The organism is Paenibacillus sp. YAE3 (genome assembly GCF_057546105.1).
In genome coordinates this window covers 87,441-110,548 of record NZ_BAAIYF010000015.1, presented here as the reverse complement: position 1 = coordinate 110,548, position 23,108 = coordinate 87,441, and the positions used below count along the sequence as shown (strand labels likewise).

The 23,108-nt window shown below is 53.4% G+C and carries 21 protein-coding genes and 1 tRNA gene; 15 read left to right on the top strand and 7 right to left on the bottom strand.

Going from position 1 to position 23,108, the window contains the following annotated elements:
- Positions 1 to 3: 3 nt before the first annotated feature.
- Both AC27KL_RS24065 and AC27KL_RS24060 read right to left on the bottom strand, forming a co-directional pair.
- Complete coding sequence (locus AC27KL_RS24065; protein WP_487171358.1) at positions 4 to 744, bottom strand: ABC transporter permease; 741 nt, start codon at positions 742 to 744, stop codon at positions 4 to 6.
- Positions 741 to 1,670 (bottom strand): ABC transporter ATP-binding protein, encoded by a 930-nt coding sequence (locus AC27KL_RS24060; protein ID WP_487171357.1) that lies wholly within the window; start codon positions 1,668 to 1,670, stop codon positions 741 to 743. The genes AC27KL_RS24065 and AC27KL_RS24060 overlap by 4 nt, the downstream gene beginning before the upstream one ends.
- A 294-nt stretch (positions 1,671 to 1,964) precedes the next feature.
- Between AC27KL_RS24060 and AC27KL_RS24055 the strand changes: the two genes are divergently transcribed.
- The 13 genes from AC27KL_RS24055 to AC27KL_RS23995 all read left to right on the top strand — a co-directional run bounded on the left by AC27KL_RS24055 (position 1,965) and on the right by AC27KL_RS23995 (position 15,656).
- Positions 1,965 to 2,915 (top strand): ROK family glucokinase, encoded by a 951-nt coding sequence (locus AC27KL_RS24055; protein ID WP_340996259.1) that lies wholly within the window; start codon positions 1,965 to 1,967, stop codon positions 2,913 to 2,915.
- 113 nt (positions 2,916 to 3,028) lie between these two features.
- On the top strand, positions 3,029 to 3,928 hold the full coding sequence (gene rapZ, locus AC27KL_RS24050; RefSeq protein WP_340996261.1) for an RNase adapter RapZ: 900 nt from the start codon (positions 3,029 to 3,031) through the stop codon (positions 3,926 to 3,928).
- A 14-nt stretch (positions 3,929 to 3,942) separates the two neighbouring features.
- Positions 3,943 to 4,929 (top strand): gluconeogenesis factor YvcK family protein, encoded by a 987-nt coding sequence (locus tag AC27KL_RS24045; RefSeq protein ID WP_036710995.1) that lies wholly within the window; start codon positions 3,943 to 3,945, stop codon positions 4,927 to 4,929.
- A 5-nt stretch (positions 4,930 to 4,934) separates the two neighbouring features.
- Entirely contained in the window at positions 4,935 to 5,864 is a 930-nt protein-coding gene (gene whiA, locus AC27KL_RS24040; protein ID WP_487171356.1) for a DNA-binding protein WhiA, read from the top strand.
- 96 nt (positions 5,865 to 5,960) lie between these two features.
- Positions 5,961 to 6,230: an HPr family phosphocarrier protein gene (locus AC27KL_RS24035; protein ID WP_036711002.1), complete on the top strand. Its 270-nt coding sequence runs from the start codon at positions 5,961 to 5,963 to the stop codon at positions 6,228 to 6,230.
- A gap of 229 nt (positions 6,231 to 6,459) precedes the next feature.
- Positions 6,460 to 7,974 (top strand): methyl-accepting chemotaxis protein, encoded by a 1,515-nt coding sequence (locus AC27KL_RS24030; protein WP_487171355.1) that lies wholly within the window; start codon positions 6,460 to 6,462, stop codon positions 7,972 to 7,974.
- Positions 7,975 to 8,160: 186 nt separating this feature from the next.
- The gene (locus tag AC27KL_RS24025) at positions 8,161 to 8,913 is read left to right on the top strand and encodes an SIMPL domain-containing protein (protein ID WP_487171354.1); all 753 of its coding nucleotides are present in this window, start codon (positions 8,161 to 8,163) and stop codon (positions 8,911 to 8,913) included.
- Positions 8,914 to 9,262: 349 nt separating this feature from the next.
- Entirely contained in the window at positions 9,263 to 10,231 is a 969-nt protein-coding gene (locus AC27KL_RS24020) for an ABC transporter ATP-binding protein (protein WP_487171353.1), read from the top strand.
- On the top strand, positions 10,228 to 11,079 hold the full coding sequence (locus tag AC27KL_RS24015; protein ID WP_487171352.1) for an ABC transporter permease: 852 nt from the start codon (positions 10,228 to 10,230) through the stop codon (positions 11,077 to 11,079). Before AC27KL_RS24020 ends, AC27KL_RS24015 begins: the two co-directional genes overlap by 4 nt.
- Positions 11,076 to 11,882: an ABC transporter permease gene (locus tag AC27KL_RS24010; protein WP_036711019.1), complete on the top strand. Its 807-nt coding sequence runs from the start codon at positions 11,076 to 11,078 to the stop codon at positions 11,880 to 11,882. Before AC27KL_RS24015 ends, AC27KL_RS24010 begins: the two co-directional genes overlap by 4 nt.
- A 140-nt stretch (positions 11,883 to 12,022) precedes the next feature.
- The gene (locus AC27KL_RS24005) at positions 12,023 to 13,009 is read left to right on the top strand and encodes a polyamine ABC transporter substrate-binding protein (protein ID WP_081992445.1); all 987 of its coding nucleotides are present in this window, start codon (positions 12,023 to 12,025) and stop codon (positions 13,007 to 13,009) included.
- A gap of 151 nt (positions 13,010 to 13,160) precedes the next feature.
- A complete protein-coding gene (locus AC27KL_RS24000) occupies positions 13,161 to 14,348 on the top strand; it encodes a DUF2087 domain-containing protein (RefSeq protein WP_487171351.1) in 1,188 nt (395 codons plus the stop codon).
- A gap of 201 nt (positions 14,349 to 14,549) precedes the next feature.
- Positions 14,550 to 15,656 carry a PdaC/SigV domain-containing protein gene (locus AC27KL_RS23995; RefSeq protein WP_487171350.1) on the top strand — a complete coding sequence of 369 codons (1,107 nt, stop codon included), beginning with the start codon at positions 14,550 to 14,552 and terminating at the stop codon, positions 15,654 to 15,656.
- A gap of 141 nt (positions 15,657 to 15,797) precedes the next feature.
- On the opposite strand, the gene nrdF is transcribed toward AC27KL_RS23995, so the two are convergent.
- The 5 genes from nrdF to AC27KL_RS23970 form a co-directional block, all read right to left on the bottom strand.
- Positions 15,798 to 16,754, bottom strand: a complete 957-nt coding sequence (gene nrdF / locus AC27KL_RS23990) for a class 1b ribonucleoside-diphosphate reductase subunit beta (protein WP_487171349.1) — start codon at positions 16,752 to 16,754, stop codon at positions 15,798 to 15,800.
- Between the two features lie 79 nt (positions 16,755 to 16,833).
- The gene (nrdE, locus tag AC27KL_RS23985) at positions 16,834 to 18,918 is read right to left on the bottom strand and encodes a class 1b ribonucleoside-diphosphate reductase subunit alpha (RefSeq protein ID WP_487171348.1); all 2,085 of its coding nucleotides are present in this window, start codon (positions 18,916 to 18,918) and stop codon (positions 16,834 to 16,836) included.
- Positions 18,905 to 19,264: a class Ib ribonucleoside-diphosphate reductase assembly flavoprotein NrdI gene (nrdI, locus tag AC27KL_RS23980; protein WP_487171347.1), complete on the bottom strand. Its 360-nt coding sequence runs from the start codon at positions 19,262 to 19,264 to the stop codon at positions 18,905 to 18,907. The genes nrdE and nrdI overlap by 14 nt, the downstream gene beginning before the upstream one ends.
- 286 nt (positions 19,265 to 19,550) lie before the next feature.
- Positions 19,551 to 20,147 (bottom strand): ATP-dependent Clp endopeptidase proteolytic subunit ClpP, encoded by a 597-nt coding sequence (gene clpP, locus AC27KL_RS23975; protein WP_487171346.1) that lies wholly within the window; start codon positions 20,145 to 20,147, stop codon positions 19,551 to 19,553.
- A 315-nt stretch (positions 20,148 to 20,462) separates the two neighbouring features.
- Positions 20,463 to 20,537, bottom strand: a tRNA-Arg gene (locus AC27KL_RS23970).
- A gap of 300 nt (positions 20,538 to 20,837) precedes the next feature.
- Here AC27KL_RS23970 and AC27KL_RS23965 point away from each other — a divergent pair.
- On the top strand, positions 20,838 to 21,890 hold the full coding sequence (locus tag AC27KL_RS23965; protein ID WP_487171345.1) for a sugar-binding transcriptional regulator: 1,053 nt from the start codon (positions 20,838 to 20,840) through the stop codon (positions 21,888 to 21,890).
- Positions 21,891 to 22,004: 114 nt separating this feature from the next.
- Positions 22,005 to 23,015: a type I glyceraldehyde-3-phosphate dehydrogenase gene (gap, locus tag AC27KL_RS23960; RefSeq protein WP_212950625.1), complete on the top strand. Its 1,011-nt coding sequence runs from the start codon at positions 22,005 to 22,007 to the stop codon at positions 23,013 to 23,015.
- Positions 23,016 to 23,108: the final 93 nt, after the last annotated feature.

Below are 23,108 nucleotides of genomic sequence, written 5' to 3'. Positions count from 1 at the left end.
CGGCTACACCGCTTCCTGTTTTTTTCGGATATATATGGATAGTACCATAAACAGGAGCAAATATCCGGCAAGAATCAGCATCGGTCTCAATCCCGGCGCATCTCCCGCTGCAATGGCCCAAACGCCGCTGCCGTAGTTGTAGGACGGAAGCCATTTGCCGATCGTCTGCAGTACGGATGGAAGGCTGTCGATCGGCATCCACATCCCGCCCAGAATGGCCATCAGCATGTACGCGACGTTGCTTACGCCGCTGGCCGTATCGACTCTTTTCATCGACCCGAACATCGTGCCGAGCGCCAGAAACGGGATGGAGGCGACCAGGATCCATAAGCCGCTGCCCACCCACTGGGCAAAGGACATCCGAACCCCGTTGATGAGGAATCCCGACGTGAAAATGACGATGATCGAAAACAGATGCATGACCGTTTGCCCGAACATTTTGGATAGAAAATAGACGCTTCCGGGCAGCGGCGTGATCCGCATATACACCGACCATCCCAGCGTTTGCTCCTGAACCATCCGGATGCCGACGGTCATGATCGACGAACCCATCACGCTGAAGGTCGTCATGGACATCAAATAATGCGCGTGCCATGCCTGTGCGTTATCGACGCCGGTATTGACGATTTTGGTAAATATAAAATAAAACACGATCGGCATGAGCAGCGACCAAAACACGTAATAAGGGTTGCGGACGATCCGCAGCATTTCAACCTTGCACTGCATGAAAAGCATTCTGGTCATGAGACAGCCTCCCCGCGTCCTTCTTCCGATAACATCAATTCAAAAGCATCCTCCAGCCGCCCCTGTCCCGTGCGGATATCCCTTGCAGGGATACCGTGCCTGAAAATGGCTGCGAGCACCGTGTCCGTATCTTCGGCCGTCACGATCCATCTCCCGTCCTGTTCCCTCAAATCTTTGACTCCAGGAACAGCCCGAAGTTGAACGGCCATATCGGAGGAGGCAAGTCTGGCATCCATATCGGCAATAAAAGAGACGGAACGGCTGGTCAGCCGGGATACGATTTCGTCAGGGGTGCCGTCTGCCGCGATTTTTCCCTTGTTGAACAGCAAAATCCGGTCGGCGGCGTCCTCCGCCTCCTGCAAATAATGCGTGGAAAACAATATCGTTTTTCCCTTTCGGGCCAGTGCCTGGGCCTGCTGCCAAAACGCCCGCCGCGACATGGAGTCGAGTCCGACCGTCGGTTCGTCGAAAAACAGCAGATCCGGGTCGCCGGCCATCGCCAGCGCGAATCCGAGCCTGCGTTTCTGCCCGCCCGACAGCTTGCTGGCCCGCTTGTTCAGCTCCTCCGGCGCAAACCCGGCAAGATCGGCCATCTCCGACAACTTGAGCGGTTTCGGGTAGTAGCTGCGGATCATCGCCATGACCTCGTGCACCTTCAGGCCGTCGATGACGCTCACTTCCTGCAGCATCGCGCCGATGCGCCTTCTGACCTCCGCTTCCTTGGGAGAGAGGCCGAACAATGCGACCGTTCCCTGACTGGGCTCGCGCAGCCCGAGCATCATCGAGAGGGTCGTCGTTTTTCCGGCCCCGTTGGGACCGAGAACCGCGGTAACGCAGCCGCGGGGGATAACGAATGAGACGTCGTCGACGGCCGTTTTGCCGCCGTAGGTTTTGGTGACGCGTTTTAACTCGGCTATATTTTCCATGCCAACCTCCGTTTTCCTATGTCATTTGCGCATTGCCTTCCAATTACATCCATTCTACTTGCACAAGGCCGGGCCGGTAAGTGTATGCTGTCACGAAAAGCATGTGACAGTTGTCATGCAAAGGAAGGAAACATGGGGCGGACGTACCGCTTCCGAAACGCCGGTATAGCCCGAAAAACGGGCACTCCGGGCAGCTTGTGACAGTTCTCACATCTCTTGACCGATAGGTAGGCTTCAATTATAGTGGGTACAGTAGGAGCAAACTATTATCGAGGAAAAAAGGTGGCTTGTAACATGTCTGAGCAAATCTACGTTGGTGTCGATTTAGGAGGAACCGCCATTAAAGTCGGCATCTGCAATCAATCAGGACAGCTAATACAAACGTATGAAGGACCTACAGAAACGGAAAAAGGCGTAGATGTTGTCATCGGTAATATCGAGAAATATGTGCGTCATATTGTTGAACAGTCCCCATACAGCTGGGACCAGCTTGCGGGTGTGGGCGCGGGGGTTGCCGGCTTTACCAATGTCCGTGAAGGAATCATCATCTTTGCACCAAACGTAGGTTTCCGCGATGTGCCGATTCGTGCTATTTTGGAAGAAAAAATCGGCAAGCCTATTAAAATAGACAATGACGCAAACGTGGCCGCGCTTGGGGAAGCTTGGAGCGGCGCGGGACGCGGAGTCGACAACTGCGTATGCTACACGCTCGGAACAGGCGTAGGCGGCGGCATCATTATTAACGGCAAAATTTATCAGGGCTTCTCGGGCCTTGCCGGCGAGCTTGGCCATATTTCGGTCGTTCCGGATCTGGAAGCCATTCAATGCGGCTGCGGCAAGATGGGATGCCTCGAGACCGTGTCTTCGGCAACGGGCATCATCCGCATGGCCAAGGACGCCGTTGAACGCGGCGACAGAACGTCCCTGGCGCTGGAGACGAAGATCGCGGCGAAGGAAGTATTCGATGCCGCCAAAGCCGGAGACGAGGTGGCGCTTCGCATCGTCAAGCGCGCGGCTTTCTATCTGGGCAAATCGATGGCCGCCGTTGCCGCGGCGCTCAATCCGGAAGTGTTCATCATCGGCGGCGGCGTATCCAAGGCCGGCGACATTTTGTTTAACGAAGTGCGCGACGTATTCGCCAAACTGACGCCGGAACCGCTGCAGAAGGGCGTTTCCATCATTCCTGCGCAGCTTGGAAACGACGCGGGCGTCGTAGGGGCGGCCGGATTGCTGCTCCGTTCGTAAGGATCTCCGTTTGTCCCCGTAAGGGGGCGAATGCATGAAGGGTAATGGACCCGGGGCAGACCCTTATCGTCGAGGTTGCCTGTGCAAGTACCAAACCAAGGGAGGAAACGCTGATGCTCGAGGGTGAAAACAACGCGCCTGGCATGGCCACCCTGGTCATTATTACAGGCATGTCGGGTGCCGGAAAGACGCTGGCGGTACGCAGCATGGAGGATCTCGGTTTTTTTTGCGTCGATAACCTGCCTCCCGTGCTGATCCCGAAATTTGCCGAGCTGATCGAACAGTCGAAAGGCAAAATCGCAAAGGTGGCGCTGGTCATCGACCTGCGCGGACGCGAGTTTTTTACGGCATTATCCGAATCTTTGGACTATATCAAGGACCATTTTACGATCCGTTGCGAAATCCTGTTTCTCGAGGCGACGGATTCGGTGCTGGTGCAGCGCTATAAGGAAACCCGGCGGCGGCATCCGCTGGCTCCCGAAGGCATGCCGCTCGACGGGATCCGCCTGGAGCGCAAAATGCTGGAGGAGCTTAAAAGCTCCGCGACCGTCGTGCTCGACACGAGCAGCATGAAACCGGCGCAGCTGAAGGAGAAAATCATTTCGCGCTTTTCCCATTTGGAAGGCAACACGCTATCGGTCAATATCACCTCGTTCGGCTTCAAATACGGCATTCCGATTGATGCCGATCTGGTGTTTGACGTCCGTTTCCTGCCTAATCCCCACTATGTGGAGAATCTCCGGCCGCGGACCGGGCAGGACACCGAGGTCTACGATTATGTGATGAAATGGCCCGAAACCCAAGCGTTCCTGACCAAGCTGCTGGATATGCTCCACTTTTTGATCCCGCAGTACCGGAAGGAAGGCAAAAGCCAGGTCATTATCGGCATCGGATGCACCGGCGGGAAACACCGGTCGGTGGCGATCGCCGAATATTTGGGCAAAATGCTGGGCGCCAGCGAAACGGAGTCGGTTTCGGTCAGTCACCGCGATTCTGAACGTGATCGGCATTAATGAGAGTGGAAGTGATGAGAGTGGCTGTACAAAAAAGAGAGCGTCCGCGGATCGTGGTCATGGGCGGAGGCACCGGCCTGTCCGTGATGCTGCGGGGCTTAAAGGAAATGCCGCTTGACATCACGGCGATCGTCACGGTGGCGGACGACGGGGGGAGTTCGGGCATTCTCCGCAGCGAGCTGCAAATGCCGCCTCCCGGCGATATCCGCAACGTCCTGACGGCGCTGGCCGATGTCGAGCCGCTCATGTCCGAAATGATGAGATACCGCTTCAGCAGCGGCTCCGGACTTGCCGGACACAGCCTCGGCAACCTGATCCTGGCCGCAATGACGGACATCAGCGGGGACTTTGTCACGGCAGTGCGGGAACTGAGCCGCGTATTCGCGGTGCGGGGGCGCGTGCTGCCCGCAGCCGACGAGGCGGTGGTGCTGTCGGCGGAGATGGAGGACGGCACGATCGTGACCGGCGAATCGAAGATCCCGGAAGCGGGCGGACGGATCAAACGGGTGTTCCTGACGCCTTCGGAGGTTGAACCGCTGCCGGAGGCCGTAGCGGCCATCGAGGAGGCGGACGCGATTCTGATCGGTCCGGGCAGCCTGTATACCAGCATTCTGCCGAATCTTCTGGTTCCGAAGCTTGCGGAAGCGGTCATGGCATCGGAAGCCATCAAAATTTTCGTGTGCAACGTGATGACCCAGCCGGGAGAAACGGACGGGTACACCGTCAGCGACCATCTTCAGGCGATTCACGACCATGTTGGCAAACACTTGTTTGATTATGTTATTGTAAATAGCGGGGACATCCCTCCCCAGGTTCAGCATAAATACGCCGAAAAAGGCGCAAAGCCGGTCGAACTGGACTACGACGAGGTCACAAGCCTCGGATACAAGGTCATTGCCGATACGCTGGTGCTTTTCCGGACGTATCTTCGGCATGACGCCGACAAGCTGAGCCAGCATATTTACCAGCTTGTACAGGACTGGATTTTACGAAAGAGGTGAGACCCGTGTCGTTTGCGGCGCTGACGAAAAAAGAATTGACCATGATCGAAGCAGACACCTGCTGCGAACAGGCCGAGTTGTCGGCACTGATCCGCATGAACGGGGCCGTCCAGCTTTCGAACAAGAAGGTCATTTTAGATATCTCGACGGAAAACGCAGCGATCGCCAGACGGATCTATACGCTGATCAAAAAGCATTTTCAGGCCCATACCGAACTGCTGGTCCGCAAAAAAATGCGCCTGAAGAAAAATAATGTGTACATTGTCCGTATTCCGGCCCGCGTTCAGGAAATACTGAAAGAGCTGAGAATTGTTTCGGAAGGCTTTTTGTTCCGTGCAGACATTCATCCGGATCTGGTCAAAAAGAACTGCTGCAAACGCGCCTATTTGCGCGGAGCATTCATGGCCGGCGGCTCGGTGAACAATCCGGAGGGTTCCTCCTACCATTTGGAGATCTCCTCCATGTACGAAGAGCACTGCAAGGCTTTGGTGGACCTGGCGAATGAGTTTCAGCTGAATGCCCGCTTTATCGAGCGCAAAAAGGGATTTGTCCTTTACATTAAGGAAGGCGAGAAAATCATCGAGTTTTTGAGCCTGATCGGGGCGCATCAAGCACTGTTCAAATTCGAGGATGTCCGCATCATGCGGGATATGCGCAATTCGGTAAACCGGATCGTCAACTGCGAAACGGCCAACCTGAACAAAACGATCGGTGCCGCCGTCCGGCAAATCGACAACATCAAGCTTCTGCAGAAAGAGGTGGGCCTTGAAAACCTGCCCGACAAGCTGCGGGAGGTTGCCGAAATCCGCCTGGCGCATCCGGACATGAACCTGAAGGAAGTCGGCGAGCTTCTGAAAGGAACGGTCAGCAAATCCGGGGTCAACCACCGGCTGCGCAAGATCGACGAGATGGCCGAGAAGATTCGGAACGGCTAGTTTTTTCTTCTAGTGTCGTTCATGTTATAATGTTATAATGTTACCAAATATGGTATGAGAACTATGCAGATTTCTTAAATAGGGGGTAAGGTTTCCATGACAAAGCATCCGGTAGTCGTCCGCCTGAAAACGGGCCTACATGCAAGACCGGCAGCGTTGTTCGTCCAAGAAGCGAATAAATACTCGTCCGAAATTTTCGTGGAAAAAGATGATAAAAAAGTGAATGCCAAGAGTATCATGGGAATTATGAGCCTTGCAATCAGTTCGGGTACGGAAATTATCATCAGCGCCGAAGGTGCGGACGCAGATCAGGCTGTAAACGCTTTAGTAAGCCTTGTAGGCAAAGAAGAACTCGAAAACCAATAAACCGTTTCATTCATACGATGGGGATGAACCGCTTTGCGGTCATGTCCAAGAAAAGCACAGCCCTTTCTTCAGCTTGAAGAGAAGGCTGTTTTGCGTTTTACGGGCATCCGTATTTTCCCATTATCTCTTACAAAAAGTGACATGAAAACCGATATCATACTATAGCTGCATGTTCCATGGCGCAGCGCTCTTTTTGCAAATAACAATAGATAAAGGAGTCACCAAAGGTATGGGGAAATGGAGAAATCAACAGGGGTTTGCCGCCTCAGGGGAAGGCACGGACGCCCGCAAGGCCTTATCGTACGAGGAAAAGGACATTCATGACCGAAACAAGATTCTGCTGGTTGCCGCGGCAATCTCGGCATTTTTTGCGTTTACGACGATGGATGCGTCCCGCGTCTTCAGCTGGCCCAATCTGGGTCTTTTGATCAACCTGTTGTCGGTCGCCGCTTTCGCTTATTTTCATTTTCGGAAACAACATATCCGGCATATTGCGTACCTGAGCGTGTTCGGCATGGCCGTGAACGTTGCCATTCAAACGTTCGTGCTGCCCACGATCGCCACTCTGTTCGCGGTTTATTACTTGATCGTTCTTGCGCTGATCACGCTTCGCCTTGCCGTTACTTCGATCGCTCTCCTGTATTCGTTATTGATTACGGTTTATCTGGTGACCGCCGATACCGGCATCGTCATGCCGGCCCGGGACAGGCAGTCCGCGATTTTGATGATGGCCATCGTGTCGGTCATGGTCATTCTGTTGCTGCGGCTTACCAATACGCTGATGAAAAAGACGAAGGAAGCGCGCGAGCAAAGCGAACGTCTGCTGGCCGAACAGCAGGAGCAGAGGGAGCGATTGGTGGAGCATGTGACGCTGGTCACGGCCAGCATGGCCGACATCACGCACGGCGTCGAAGACAACATGGCGTCCTTCGAGGAAATGAACGTCGCGTTCCAGGAAATTTCAAGCGGCGCCACGGCGCAGGTAGATTCGACTTATGCGATTAATGAATCGGTCAAACAGATGAACATGATGGTCAAACAGATGACCGCATCCGCCGAAACGCTGCTTGAGCAAACGGGGGAAACGAACCGGTTGTCCGAGTCGGGCAAAGAAAAGGTCGATCTGCTGAACGAAGCGATCCTGGACTTCAAAGAGCAGATCGATGCCATGTCGGCCGACATCCAAAGCTTAACCGAGAGGGTGCAGCGGACGTCGGAATTCAGCCACACCATCCAGGAAATCGCGAACCAAACGAACCTGTTGTCTTTGAATGCCAGCATCGAAGCGGCGAGAGCGGGCGAACACGGGGCGGGTTTTGCGGTGGTTGCCAAGGAAATCCGCAAGCTGGCCGAAGTGGCATCGGGCTCGGCGGAGAAAATCCAATCGGAGATGGGCGGCTTCTCCAGCCTGATGAACGAAACGATTCAGCGCATGGGGCAGGTTGCGGAACGGATGCAAAAAAGCAGCGTGCTGACGGAGGAGACGCTGGAAGCCTTCAGGTCCATCGAGCAGTCGGTGGCGGCGCTTCTGAACGTATCGAACGGCTACCGAGGAAACATCCGGGAAATCGCCGTATTCTCGGGTTCGATCGACGAATCGACGACGCATTTGGCGTCCGTGAACGAGCAGACCTCCGCAGCCATGCAGCAGCTGACCGCAACGCTCCAATCCCTGCTGCGCAACAACGAAAACAGCCTGCAAAGCATCAAAAAAGCGCAGGGCAGCCTGCAGGAATTGGTCTGAAGCCGATAGGGCCCCGAATTTCCGTGCAGAACCCGTGCAAAAAATCCGCAAAAATCTATGATAAAAAAAGATTCGTACCTGCAACATTTTCCACCCTCTCGCTCGTCTAGTAGACAAATCAGGTGAACGCCAAAAGAAGGCGTCCGCCTGGGAATACTGTTCGATATGATGAGGAGGTCAATGAAAATGAAAACATGGATCAAGCCCGTAGGTTCGGTACTGATTGCAGGCGCTTTGCTGATGGGGGGAGCCGGCGCGGCCGGCATCGCAGGGACGTCCACCGCGTACGCGGATCAGGATGTGCAGCGCAACGTCGTTAACGTTGTCGGCAAAGGCGAAATTTCGGTCAAACCGGACATCGCGTATTTGTCGATCGGTGTGGATACCCAGGCGGAAACGGCCCAAAGCGCGCAAAAGGCCAATGCCGAAAAAATCCAGAAAATCACCAATCTGTTGAAAAACACGTGGAAAATCGAGGACAAGGACATTCAAAGCGTATCTTTCTACGTACAGCCGAACTACACTTACAATGACAAGGAAGGCCAAAAGGTCAAGGGATACACGGCGCATCACACGCTTCAAGTTTCCTACCGCGATCTCTCCAAAGTAGGCAAACTTCTGGACGATGCTTCCGAAGCCGGAGCGAATAACATCGACAATGTGATATTCTCCGTAGAAAACCGCGACCAGTATGAAGAGCAAGTCATTCAAAAAGCGATGGCCAACGCCGACCTGAAAGCCGGGGCGATTGCCAAAGCGGCCAAACGCCAGCTCGGCATGGTGCTTGTCGTCAGCCAAGGGGATGTCAGCAATCCGGTTATCTTCAACGAAGCGAAAATGTCCGTCGCTGCCGCAGCCGATTCCGCGAACACCACGGCCGTTTCCCCTGGCGAAGTGAAAGTTTCGACGCAGCTCAGCGTGCAATATGAATTGAAGTAACCGCGAACATGCGGAGATCGACCGCCCTGTTTTCGGTGAGCATACATCTGCTCGCCGGGAAGGGGCGGTTTTTTCGTGAAATGTACATATGTAGCTTTTTCCTGTCGAATCCTATAGAAAAGTGTTGTACCCAAGGGGAAAAAACGGTATAGTGAATATGCGAATTTCTGTAATTTGCAAGAGGATTGCCGGAATCACCGGCGAAACTTTCGAATATTGAAGCGTTTGAGCCTGGTAAGCCATACCCATGGATATGGCTTTTTTTTCTTAGCATGTTTTGATTTCCATGATATTTTCATAAAAAGCCGGATTCCAGGAATCCTGAAGCACCGATAGGGGGTTATGCACCTTGATTGATCTTGTCCAGGTTGAAAAGCATTTTGACGGACAAATCGTCGTGCATCCGCTGTCGCTGAACATCGAGGAGGGAGAGTTCCTGACTCTGCTCGGTCCCAGCGGCTGCGGCAAGACGACGATACTTCGCATGATTGCCGGTTTTGAGCAACCGACCCATGGCGACGTCGTATTGGCAGGTCAGAATGTCACGAAACTGCCGCCGAACCAGCGGGATTTGAATCTCGTATTCCAGCACTACGCGCTGTTTCCGCACATGACGGTCGAAGAAAATATCGCCTTCGGGCTGAAAATGAAAAAAATTCCGAAGGACGAGCAGAAGAAACGGATCGAAGAAGCGGTCGCGATGACGCAGCTGACGGCGCTGACCTCGCGTTATCCGCACCAGCTCTCCGGCGGACAGCAGCAGCGCGTCGCCATCGCCCGCGCCATCGCCAACAAGCCGAAGGTGCTGCTGCTCGACGAGCCGCTTGGCGCGCTGGATTTGCAGCTGCGCAAAAACCTGCAGTCCGAGCTGAAACATTTGCAGCGCTCACTGGGCATTACGTTTGTTTATGTCACGCATGACCAGGAAGAGGCGATGATGCTGTCCGACCGGATCGTCATCATGAACGGCGGCCGAGTCGAGCAGGTGGGGACGCCAAGGGAAATTTACGCTACGCCTAAAACCTTGTTCGCCGCGACCTTTGTAGGGGAAAACAACATTTTTTCTTCGAACGAAGGGCTTTTTGCCGTCCGGCCGGAGAAACTTCGTCCGGTGCGCGAGACGGAAGGCGCCCGCGTGACGGGGGTCATTCAGGACGTGCTGTACCTCGGCAACGTGCATAAGCTGACGGTCCAACTCGACCAAGAACCGATGTCGGTGACGATCGCCCTGGATTTCACGGACGAAAGACCATGGCAAATCGGCGAGCGGATCGGGGTGAACTGGAGTCCGAAGGACGAGGTGGTTATCGGGGCATGAACAAGTCGAAGTTTTTGATGGTACCCGTACTGCTTTGGGCGGCATTGTTTCTGCTGATTCCGATGCTCATCGTGGTGGTCGTTTCTTTTCTAAGCCGCGACACGCTGGGCAATGTTGTCTTTCCCTTCAGCTTGACGGGATACAAGACTTTTTTTGATTCGCTGTATCTCGGAATCTATTGGGATACGCTCGTGTTGTCCGTCGTAACGACGGTCGTTTGCTTGCTCGTCAGCTACCCGCTGGCTTATTACATTGCGAATGCAACGCCTAGAATCCAAACCTGGGGACTGATCCTCATCACGATTCCGTTCTGGATCAATTTCCTGATCCGGACGTATGCCTGGGTGCTGCTGCTGCGGACACAGGGCATCGTGAATTCGGTCCTGCTGCATTTCGGCTGGATCCACGAGCCGATGCAGATGCTGTATACCAAGGGGGCCGTGCTGCTCGGCATGGTATACAACTTCATACCGTTTATGGTGCTGCCGATTTACGTGGCGCTGGAGCAGATGGACAAGCGGCTGCTGGATGCGGCCAGCGATCTTGGGGCGACGCGCTGGAAAGCGTTCCGCCACATTACGCTGCCCCAGAGCAAATCCGGCATCATGACGGGCTGCGTGCTCGTCTTCGTGTCCACATCGGGGATGTTCGTCGTCACGGACATTTTGGGAGGCGCGAAATCGATGATGATCAGCAACATCATCCAGTCGCAGTATCTGGGGGCGCGCAACTGGCCGTTCGGTTCGGCCTTGTCCATTATTTTCGTGGTCACGTCGCTGATTCTGATCCTGTTGTTTAACCGGGCCATGCAGTCGAGGGCCGACCGTGCAAAGGAGGGGACCGCATGAAAAAGAAAAGCCATCCCCTCTTGGGGCTTCATTCGCTGCTGCTGATGATTTTTATCTATGTGCCGATTTTGCTTATCATCGTGTACTCGTTTAACAATACGAGGTTAAGCGGAGACTGGAAGGGATTTACCTTTGAATGGTACGCCTCGCTGCTGGATAACCGGCATGTCATGGAGGCGCTCACGAACAGCTTGACGGTTGCGGTCGTTTCCACGGTCGTGGCCACGCTGCTGGGGACGCTGGCGGCCTTGTCGCTCCGGAACGTGGGCAAACGGTGGAAAGGCGGCATGAACAGCCTGATGTACCTGCCGGTCGTGATCCCGGACATCATTATGGGCTTGTCGCTGCTGGTGCTGTTCAGCCAAATGCATATCCCGCTTGGCAAAGCGACGGTCATTATTGCCCACATTACGTTCAGCATGTCCTACGTGTACGTGGTCGTCACCGCGCGGCTTGCGGGCATGGGCCGTCAGCTTGAGGAAGCCGCCTCCGATCTCGGCGCCACCGGCTGGCAGACGTTCCGGTACGTAACGCTGCCGCAAATTATGCCGGGCATCGTCTCCGGGGCGCTGATCGCCTTCACGATGTCCCTCGACGATTTTATGGTCAGCTTTTTCGTCGCAGGCCCAAGCTCGACCACGCTGCCGATTTATATTTACGGACAGGTCAAGCGGGGCATCTCGCCCGAGATCAACGCGCTGTGTACGCTGCTGATTTTGGTGAGCGTCGTGCTGATCCTGCTTGCGCAGTTTATTTTGAACCGCGGCAAAGGGCAGAAAAAACACAAAATGCTTCCGATTTAACAACGATCCTGGCGGGGAACCGCATCATTTCCAATTAAAAAACGGAGTAACGGAAAGAGAGGAGATATGTAACTGTGAAAAGAAAGGGTATCGCCGGCTTGCTGCTGGCAGGGGCTATTGCCGCATTGTCATTGACCGCTATGGGGGGCTGTTCCTCCAAGGAGTCGCTTCATATTTACAGTTGGGCGGACAATTTCGACGAGGACGTGCTGAAGGACTTCGAAAACAAGTACAACGTCGATATTACGTACGACACCTATGCAAACAATGAGGACCTGCTGGCCAAAATCAAAGCAGGCGGAGGCGGCTATGATCTGATCCAACCATCCGATTACATGGTGGCCACGATGATCAAAAACCAGCTGCTCGAGCCGCTCGACATGAAGAACATCCCGAACTTCGCCAACATTCAGGAGTCGCTGAAAAATCCGGCGTTTGATCCGGGCAACAAATATTCGATCGTCTACATGTCCGGCGTGACCGGGATCGCGTATAACAAAAAATACGTGAAGGACAAAATCGACAGCTGGGAAGACCTGTGGAACCCTGCCTACAAAGGGAAAGTGCTGCTGCTGGACGATAACCGCGAGGTCATCGGCATGGCGCTGAAAAAACAGGGGCATTCGAACAGCACGACCAACGAAGGCGAAATCAAAGCCGCCGTTGACGATCTGAAAAAGCTGGTGCCGAGCGTCCTGGCCTTTGATACGGACACGATCAAGCAAAAGATGATTCAAGAGGAAGGCTGGATCGGCACGGTATGGTCCGGCGACGCCGCTTTCATCGTCAAGGATAATCCGGATATCGAATACGTGGTTCCGAAGGAAGGATCGACGATTTTCTCCGATAACTACGCGATTCCGAAAGGCGCGAAAAACAAGGAGCTGGCCGAAAAATTCATCAACTACATGCTGGATCCGCAGGTGAGCGCTAAAAACTACGAGTCCATCGGCTACAGCGATCCGAACGCCAAGGCGATGCCTTATCACAGTGAAGAATACCGCAACAACCATATGATCAACCTGTCCGAAGAAGAACTGAAACGCACCGAATGGCTCGGCGACGTCGGCGAGACCCTTCAGGTCTACGACCGTTACTGGACCGAACTGAAAAGCGGGCGGGAATAACCGTCAATCGTGATTAAAGCATATGAAACAAGGCCCCTTTCCATCAGGAAAGGGGCTTTTTGCGTGCTGAAACAAAAGGAAATTTGATAAAACATAGACAATAATATAAAATGTCTAATATATAATAAATAATTCAGGAGGTTGTTTATTGGTGGAAAGCGTTTCGGATGAATTGCTGAATGCGGATATTCATGATTTGAAGAGGGGGTACAAAGAGGATTCCCTGCTGGACACGTACACATGCCTTGTCTGCGGATACCAAACGGAAAAGGGGATCGTCTACCAGGAAGCGGGCGTGTTCTACGAAGCGGAAAAATCGATGCGCCGCCACATTCAGCAACAACATCATTCCATGCTCGATTACTTGCTTAGCCTGGATAAAAAAATGACAGGACTGACCGATTTGCAGCGCAAGCTGATCGGTTATTTCCATCAGGGGCTCACAGATCACGACATCATTGCCGAGTTGGACGGAGGGAGCACTTCCACGATCCGCAACCACCGTTTTATGCTGCGCGAGAAAATGAAGCAGGCCAAATTGTTTCTGGCGGTCATGGAGCTGATGGAGGAAGGCGGAAAAAATGCCGGCCGGACGGCTTCCATCCCATCCAAGCCATCCCAGTCCAAGCTGCCGGGAGCGCCGGGCATATCCGAAGACGAACGGGAGAAGATCATAAGCAAATATTTTACGGCCGGGCCGGAAGGCCCGCTGACTTCGTTTCCGAAGCAGGAGAAACGCAGGCTGGCCGTGCTGAGTCACATTGCCGGCGATTTCGAGGCAGGGCATACCTATACGGAGCATGAGGTAAATCAGATCCTGGAAGCCCGTTTCGGGGATTACGTCACGCTGCGCAGATTTTTAATCGAATACGGTTTTTTGGACCGCAAGCCGGACGGAAGCCAATATTGGGCCAAACAGCCTGAAAACCAAGGAAAGGGGAAGAAAAACATGAAGGACCAACAACGCAGAAAAGAATTGGTCAACGAATATATGAACACGCCGCGTCCGATGGGGGTGTTTCAAATCCGCAACAAGCAAAGCGGCAAAATCTACGTGACCAGCAGCACCAACATGCCCGGCGCGATAAACGGCCAGAAGGCGAAGCTGGCTTCGAACTACCACGTCAGTCCCGAATTGCAAAAGGATTGGAAAGAGCTTGGCGAGGATGCCTTTGCCTTCGAAATTTTGGAGGAGCTGCGCCCCGACCCGCAGTCGCCCAACGATCTCGAGCAGCAGAGGGTATACAAGGAAAAGGTGGCCCAGATGGAGAAAGCGTGGCTGGAAAAACTTCAGCCTTACGACGAGAAGGGCTATAACCGGCGTCCCCGGGCCAAATAAACATCGGCAGAGCAGCGGCTCCCAAACAAAGCCGGAGAAATGAACAAATTTATACTTTTTCCTATGGTTAACGACAATACTGTAACCGTGTTTGTCATCTATTGCCATGGCAAGTTTTATATAATCGTTCCATGGGTAATAAAAGTAATCGTTCATATGACTAGCATATACGGCAATGTGTGGAGAGAGGGGATTTTAAGGATGAACAAAGGAATGAAGTGGGGAGCGGCCGTGCTGGCCGCCGGCGTGCTGTTTGGCGGAGCAAGCGTAACGGGAGGAAACGTGCAGGCGGCTCCTGCAGGCAAAACGGCAGCCAAGCAAAACGCCCAGCCTGCGGTAACGCTGAAGGCTAACGGCAAAACGCTGACGCAGCAGGGGAAAATCGTCAACGGCAACACGATGATTCCGATCACGGTGCTTCGCGACGCATTGGGCCTGCCGCTTCATTATAATCCGGGAACGAAAACGTACAGCGTCGGCAGCGGCATCATGAAGCTGAATCTGGAGGTATCCGATTACGGCGTCAGCACCAATCTGAACGGCTACTCCATTTACGATAACAGCGGCAGCGACCAGTATGAGGCAAAGAACCTGAACGGCCACTTGTACGTGCCTTTCAAGCTTCTGGGCGATTATATGGGCATCAAGGGGACGTGGAATCCTTCCCTGAAGTCCCTGGAACTCGGCAAGCAGACGATGAACAAAATCGGCATCACAAGCGAAACGGTCACGAAAACCAACAAAAACGCGAGCATCGTCATCCATTATCCGAAAGTGAGAGGGCTTGGCGAGGACGTAGAGCAGAAGATCAATGCCGTATTTAAGGAAAAAGCGGAGCAATTCGCAAAAAGCAGCGAGGAGCAGGCAAGCCATCGGGACGGCAAGATCGAACACACGTACGACTTCGTGCAAAACTTTGCGGTAACGTTTAACCGCGAGGGAGTGCTGAGCATCGTCACGGACCAATACGGCTACACGGGCGGCGCGCACGGCGGCACGTTCCGTGAAGGCCTGACCTTCTCCCTGAAGGACGGCAAACAGCTCGGATTGGACGATCTGCTGAAGGCCGCGCCGGATTACAAGCAAAAACTCGATCGCATGCTGAAGCAAAAAACGAAGGACACGGCATTTAGCGACGTTACCGCCGGCCTGAAGGACCAACCCGATTTCTATCTAAAAGAGGGAGGTTTCGCAATCTTCTACCAGCAGTACGAAATCGCGCCTTACGCGGCAGGTTTTCCGACGTATGCCTTCAGCTTCGGCGAGCTGCTTCCGAAAGGAACCGACCCGTTCGCGGCGTTTAAATAACGGTTTAGAGTTTCGGGAAAAAGCGGCATAGGGTAATATCCCTTCCCGCTTTGTTGAATACGTGTGACCGTCGTGAAAGTTAACTCTTATAGATTAAAAAAAGCCCGCTATGCATAGCATAGCGGGCTTTCGTTATTGGAATTATACGTTAAAAATGAAGTCCTCGTCGGACAGCGGTTCGATGTTGATCGCGCGCACGTAGCCGTTGCCTTTTTTCGAGAAAAAGTCGTGCTGCTTCGTATGCGTGCTGATGCCGTTAAACACGATCGGGTTGATCGGCTCTTCAGGGAAATGAGGCTCGAAGCCGAGGTTCATCAGCGCTTTGTTGGCGTTATAGCGGACGTAGGTTTTGACTTCCTCCTGCAAACCGATCGGAGCGTACAATGCATCGGTGTAGACGACCTCGTTCTGATACAGCGTCTCCAGCAGCTCATACAGCTCTTTTTGCAGCTGAGCTTGTTCCTCAGGGGTAAACGTCTGGAACAGCTCTTGGGCGAGCAGGCCGACGTACAGGCCGTGTATGCTCTCGTCCCGGATGATGAGGTCAATGATTTCGCCGCTGCTCGTCATTTTGCCTTGGCCGGCGAGATAGAGCGGATAGAAGAAGCCGCTGTAGAACAGGTAGCTTTCCAGGAAAACCGAAGCGGCCATGGCCCGGTACAGGTCCTGATCGGAGTTGATGTTTTTGTACCAGGACTCGATTTGCTTCGCTTTGAACTGCAGCTGCTCGTTTTCTTCGACCCAGCGGAAAATCGCGTCGATTTCCTCCGTCGAGGCGAGCGTCGTGAAAATGCTGCTGTAGGATTTGGCATGGATCTGCTCCATCATGGACATGAAGCCGAGTACAGCCTTGCGCTGCAGCCCTTCGACATGCTCCAGGATCTTCGGCATGCCTACGCCGCCCTGCAGCGTGTCAAGCAGCGTCAAGCCGCCGAGGACATGCTTGTAGACCGTACGCTCGTCGTCCGTCATTTTGATCCAGTCCATTTTGTCGTCGGACAGGGGGATTTCGTCGTCGGTCCAGAACTGCATAATGTTTTGCTGCCAGAACATCAACGTAAAATCGTCGTCCGGCCGGTTCCAGTTTACTGCTTTCATTAGGCGATAGCTCCTTTATATTAAGAAGGCAACGAGGGACCCGAGGTCCCTGCGATTGCCTTGCCGTATGATCAATTTTTTAGACTGCGCAGCTTGTGCACTCTTCGATGGACAGCTTTTTCGTCCGGGTGTAATAAAGCGATTTGAGCCCCTTCTGGGCGGCGTATACGTAAAAACGGGACAGCTCGCGGGTCGACACGGTGCTGTTGACATGAAGTACGGTCGAAATGCCTTGATCCACGTGCTGCTGAATCGCGGCGATCATGTCGATCAGGCGGAACTGGTCGATGTTGTAGGCCGATTTGTAGTACCACTGCGTCTCCGCGCTCAGGAACGGCATCGGATAGTAGGTCGTCGAATTTGCGTATGTACGCGTTTCGATGTGTTCGACGATCGGCATGACGCTGGACGTGGCGTTTTGGATGTACGAAATGCTTTGCGTCGGCGCAATTGCCAAACGGTAGGCATGGTACAAGCCGTGTTTTTGCACTTGCTCCTTCAGGCGGGCCCAATCCTCTGGAGTTGGGATTTCGATGCCTTCAAACAGCTTCTGAACGCGTTCAGACGTCGGACGGAAGTCCGTCTCGAGATACTTGTCGAAGTACGTGCCTTTGGCGTATTCGGATTTTTCGAAATCCTTGAACGTAACGCCGCGGTCGCGGGCGATCTCCATGCTTTTTTCGATGGAGTAGAAGTTCATCATCATGAAAAACGTGCTGGCGAACTCTCTGGCTTCCGCGCTTTCGTAGGCGATTTTGTTTTTCGCAAGGTAACCGTTCAAATTCATGGCTCCGAGTCCGACGGAATGCAGCTCGCTGTTCGCGCGCTGTACGCCTGGGGCGTTTTCGATCTTGGACAGGTCGCTGACCACCGTCAAGGCTTCGATGCCGACATGGACGGAATCCTTCACCTTGCGCTGTTCCATCACGTTGACGATGTTCAGGGACGCCAGGTTGCAGCTGATGTCGCGGCGGATGATGTCTTCGATGCCGTAGTCGTTGATTTCCGACGTCTCCTGCAGCTGGAAGATCTCCGTGCACAGGTTGGACATTTTGATCTGGCCGATATCCTTCAGCGCATGCACGCGGTTGGCGTTCGTTTTGTTCACGATGTAAGGATAACCGGATTCCAGCTGGGTGGAAGCGATTTTCGTCAGCATGTCGCGCGCGCTCATCACCGTTTTTTTGGTGACTTGGTCGTTGGCAAGCAGCTCCTCGTACATCTCGTCCATGTCAAGGTCGTCCAAATGTTTGCCGTAGGCTTTGTAGACGGAATATGGACCGAATACGACGAGGGGCTTGTTTTGAGCGGCAAGCTCATAAAATTTGTTCGGAATGATGAGTCCGATGGACAACGTTTTGATTCTCAGTTTTTCGTCGGCGTTGATTTTTTTCGAATCCAGGAATTCGATGACGTCCCAGCCGAAAATGTTGTAGTATCCGGCGCCCGATCCTTTGCGTTGGCCCATCTGGTCGGCATAAGAAAAGGCATCCTCCATGAGTTTGAGCACGGGCATGATGCCTTTAGCCGCTCCGGCTACCCCTTTGATCGGTTCTCCGCGTCCGCGAAGCTTCGAGAGGTTCACCGCCACGCCGCCGCCGATTTTGGACAGCTGCATGCAGGTTCCGAGCACGTAGTTGATCGAGTTGAGGGAGTCGTCCATTTCCAGAAGGAAACAGGAGACCAGCTCGCCGCGGCGGCTTTTGCCCGCGTTCAGGAAGGTCGGCGTCGCCGGCTGCAAGCGCTGGTCGATCATGGCTTCCGCGATCCGCAGCGCCTTCCCGATGTCCCCGTCTCCCAGATGCAGGGCCACGATGGCCACCCGGTCCGGATACTGCTCGAGGTACATCGTTTTGTCGTTCGTCTTCATCGCGTAGTCCTTGTAGAACTTCGAGATCGCCATGTAGGACTGGAACTGGAAGTCGCTGCTTGCCGTCAGGTTAAACACGGATTCGACTTCTTCGTACGTGTATTTTTCAAACACGTTTTCGTAATAGTCGTTTTGGATCAGGTAGTCGAGTTTTTCCCGGAGGGAACCGAACTTCATCGTGTCCTTCTCGACTTCTTCCATAAAGGCTGCGACCGCTTCTTTATCCTTGGAAAGCTGGAAATAACCGTCAGCCCCCCGCTGCATCAATTCGTTGTTCAATTCAATATGCTTCAATAGTCCGCACCCTTTCAACAAAAGTTTCTATATCCTGCGTTGTTCCCGACAGCTCGAATTTCGTGAGGATCGGCACATCGTACATTTCGGAGATCGCGTCCGCGCTTTTGGCGAAGCGGGGGCCCCAGTTCCGGTTCCCGCTGGCCGATACGCCACGCAGCATTTTGCTGTTGCGGGACAGGAACGATTTTACCTTCTCGGGGACCTGCCCGAAACCGGTCGTGTATGTCACGAGCACGTAAGGCTCGTCGATTTCATCCTTTTCGGCGATCGACACGCTCCGCATATTCAGCTTGTTTATGAAACGTCTGACATTCCCTGTCTTGGAATCGTAGACAACCAGCATACTCTATCACTCCTACCGAATCTTTGCAAAAAAAACGACGCTGCGTCCTTAGGCGAATGCAAGTCGTAATAGGTTATATATGATGTTTGGGATCAATATGTAGTTGGTAAATTGAATTTTACATCAATATATTGGGTTCGTCAATGGACAAATGACGAATTCCCTATGAGAGCGGTTGCGCTAGAACAGGTAGAATCGGCGGCAGGGCGCGGCAAAAAAGGGCTCCCGAAAGATCAAAAAAAGATCTTTTCGGGAGCCCTTGGCGTCCTGCATCTAGATATGGTGTTTAGACGCTTTTGACCGGAGGATGCTCAAGCACTTTATCGATAATGCCGTATTCAGCTGCATCCTGCGCGCTCATGAAGTAGTCGCGGTCGGTGTCGCGTTCGATGCGCTCCAGCGGTTGGCCTGTACGTTCGGCCAGGATACGGTTCAGCGTGTCGCGCATTTTCAAAATGCGGCGGGCGCGGATTTCGATATCCGTTGCTTGTCCTTGGGCACCGCCCAAAGGCTGGTGAATCATGATCTCGCTGTTCGGCAGCGCGTAGCGTTTGCCTTTGGCGCCTGCATTCAGCAGGAACGCGCCCATGGAAGCGGCCAGGCCCACGCAGATGGTGGACACATCCGGCTTGATGTATTGCATCGTATCGAAAATCGCCATGCCGGCCGTGATGGAACCGCCTGGGCTGTTGATGTAGAGGTGGATGTCTTTGTCAGGGTCTTCGGCAGCCAGGAAAAGCAGCTGGGCAATGATCGAATTGGCTACCACGTCGTTGACATCGGATCCCAGGAAAATGATGCGGTCTTTCAAAAGGCGGGAATAGATGTCGTAGGCGCGTTCGCCGCGGTTGCTTTGTTCAACGACCATAGGTATATAACTCACGTGGAAAACCTCCCTATATAGATGGATATGCGGATGCTGCAACATTTCGTCCCGGACCGCCGGGCAACGGGGAAAGCAACGGGCCGGACCATCGGGTCCATGCCGCTCCCGGTCGAACGCGATCCTTGAATGTTTGCAGCGTCCTTGGATCAACTATCGATGATTCTATACTTACTCTTACCGTATTAACCACATGATAAACAATTTCGAACAAAAAGTCAAAGAAAGTCAAACTCAGGGCAAAAAAAATAGCCATGATTGGCTTTGGTTGTTGAGGTTAATCATATGGTAGATGCTTTTCATTAAAAAATAAAATGGCGCGCCCGCGAGGAATTGAACCTCGATCTCAGGCTCCGGAGGCCTGCGTCATATCCATTGGACCACGGGCGCATATTTCAAATGCTGCTTCAATCGGATTTCCGGAAGGCCGCAGCCTCATATATTCCGTACAGCAAGAGTTATTATATGATAAATTTTGCGGAATTGCAAGCGGATGTTTTGAAACCGTGAAAAATAGCCCGCAAACGCCTGTATAAGAGGAAAGAATAATGTGAAGGATAGACGGTGGACTACTTGCAACAAGGGGTGAAATTGAGTAGAATATAAGTGGGACTTAAATCGTTACCGTGGGACGTTTTAGGGCCAGGGAGCAGGAGAGACGGAAGTTGAAGTTGCAGGAGTGGAGAGCAAATGCGGAAAATATTAGAGATACAAAAGCAGCTTCTGCCTGATCTCATGGACGTGCTCAAGACAAGGTACAACATTCTCCATCAGATCATGCTCTCGGAGCTGATCGGCCGGCGTACGCTGGCGGCCTCGCTGCATATGACGGAGCGGGTGCTGCGCGCCGAGACGGATCTATTGAAAGCCCAGGGGCTTATCGAAATCGAAAGCTCCGGCATGAGGATCAGCGAAGCTGGGCGAAGGCTGCTGGAAGAGATGGGCCCGATGGCCAAGGAACTGTTCGGACTGAACGAGCTGAGCGAGAAAATCCGCCGTACATACGGCCTGAGGAAGGTCGTCGTCGTGCCGGGGGATTGCGAAGCATCGCCGCTGACGAAGCGCGATCTCGGCCGCGAAGGGGCGAAGGCGCTGCTCGGCGTCATGAATCAGGAAGACACGATTGCCGTCACGGGAGGTTCCACGCTGGCCGCGGTGGCGGAGGAACTCAATCCGCATGCTTCCGTCTCGATGAAAAACAGCTGGTTCGTTCCGGCGAGGGGCGGACTTGGCGAAAGCGTGGAGTTTCAGGCGAATACGATCGCTTCGACCATGGCCAAACGCGTAGGCGCCCAATACCGGCTGCTGCATGTCCCCGATCTGCTGAGCGACGATGCTTACCAATCGCTTGTGCAGGACCGCAATATCCAGGAAATCGTGGACGTAATCCGCAGGTGCCGCATCATCATGCACGGCATCGGCGACGCGATGGAGATGACCCGGAGAAGAAGGCTGGATCCGGCCGCAGCGGAGGAGATTCAGCGGGAAGGCGCGGTAGCGGAGTCTTTCGGCTATTATTTTAACGAGCAAGGCGAAGTGGTTCATCGCATGATTACGCTGGGCCTCCGGCTGGAGGACATTATCCGGACGGAGATCGTGATCGGCATTGCCGGCGGGAAAGACAAAGCGACGGCCATCCATTCCGTGCTGAGGTTCGGCCACGAGGACATTCTCGTGACGGATGAGGCGGCGGCGGTCGAAATCTGCAGGCAGATCGACGAACAAGGCAAGGAAGGGCATTAACCCCGTTATCAACACAGGCGCAATTGCCTGTTTTGAATAAATCATGAATGTTGCCTTCCGGCTTGCCGGCATGACAAACATTCACAAAATAAGAAACTTTGGGAGGACTATTCAATGAGTGTAAAAGTAGGCATTAACGGTTTTGGACGTATCGGACGACTCGCATTCCGCCGCATTCAAAATGTGGAAGGCATCGAAGTTGTAGCAATCAACGACTTGACTGATGCTAAAATGTTGGCTCATTTGCTTAAATATGATACGACGCAAGGCAAATTCGACGGGGACATCGAAGTTCATGACGGTTACTTCAAAGTAAACGGCAAAGAAGTCAAAGTTCTTGCGAACCGCAACCCTGAAGAACTTCCTTGGGGCGAGCTTGGCGTTGACATCGTTCTGGAGTGCACAGGTTTCTTCACGACGAAAGAAAAAGCCGAGCTTCACCTGAAAGGCGGAGCGAAAAAAGTCGTAATCTCCGCTCCTGCGACAGGCGACATGAAAACGATCGTTTACAACGTAAACCATGAAACACTGGACGGAACCGAAACGGTTATCTCCGGCGCTTCCTGCACAACGAACTGCCTGGCTCCAATGGCTAAAACGCTCAACGACAAGTTCGGCATCGTATCCGGCCTGATGACGACGATCCACGCTTACACAGGCGACCAAAACACGCTGGACGCTCCGCATCCAAAAGGCGACTTCCGCCGCGCTCGCGCCGCTGCCGAGAACATCATTCCTAACTCCACTGGCGCTGCAAAAGCAATCGGCCTGGTGCTTCCTGAGCTGCAAGGCAAACTGGACGGCGCCGCTCAACGCGTGCCTGTACCAACAGGTTCCCTGACTGAGCTCGTTACGGTTCTGAACAAGAAAGTAACGGCTGATGAAGTCAACGCAGCCATGAAAGAAGCATCCGACCCAGAAACTTACGGCTACACCGAAGACGAAATCGTATCTTCCGACATCAAAGGCATCACGTTCGGTTCGCTCTTCGACGCAACTCAAACCAAAGTGCTGACTGTAGGCGACCAACAGCTGGTAAAAACCGTTGCTTGGTACGACAACGAAATGTCCTACACGGCTCAATTGGTTCGCACATTGGCATACTTCGCGAAACTGGCCAAGTAAGAATAGCCGGTCAAGCGGAATATACGGAGCGGAAACAGAACCTTTGTTTCCGCTCTTTGTAAATTGAATGCGGCCATCCGATCGGAAGCCGCC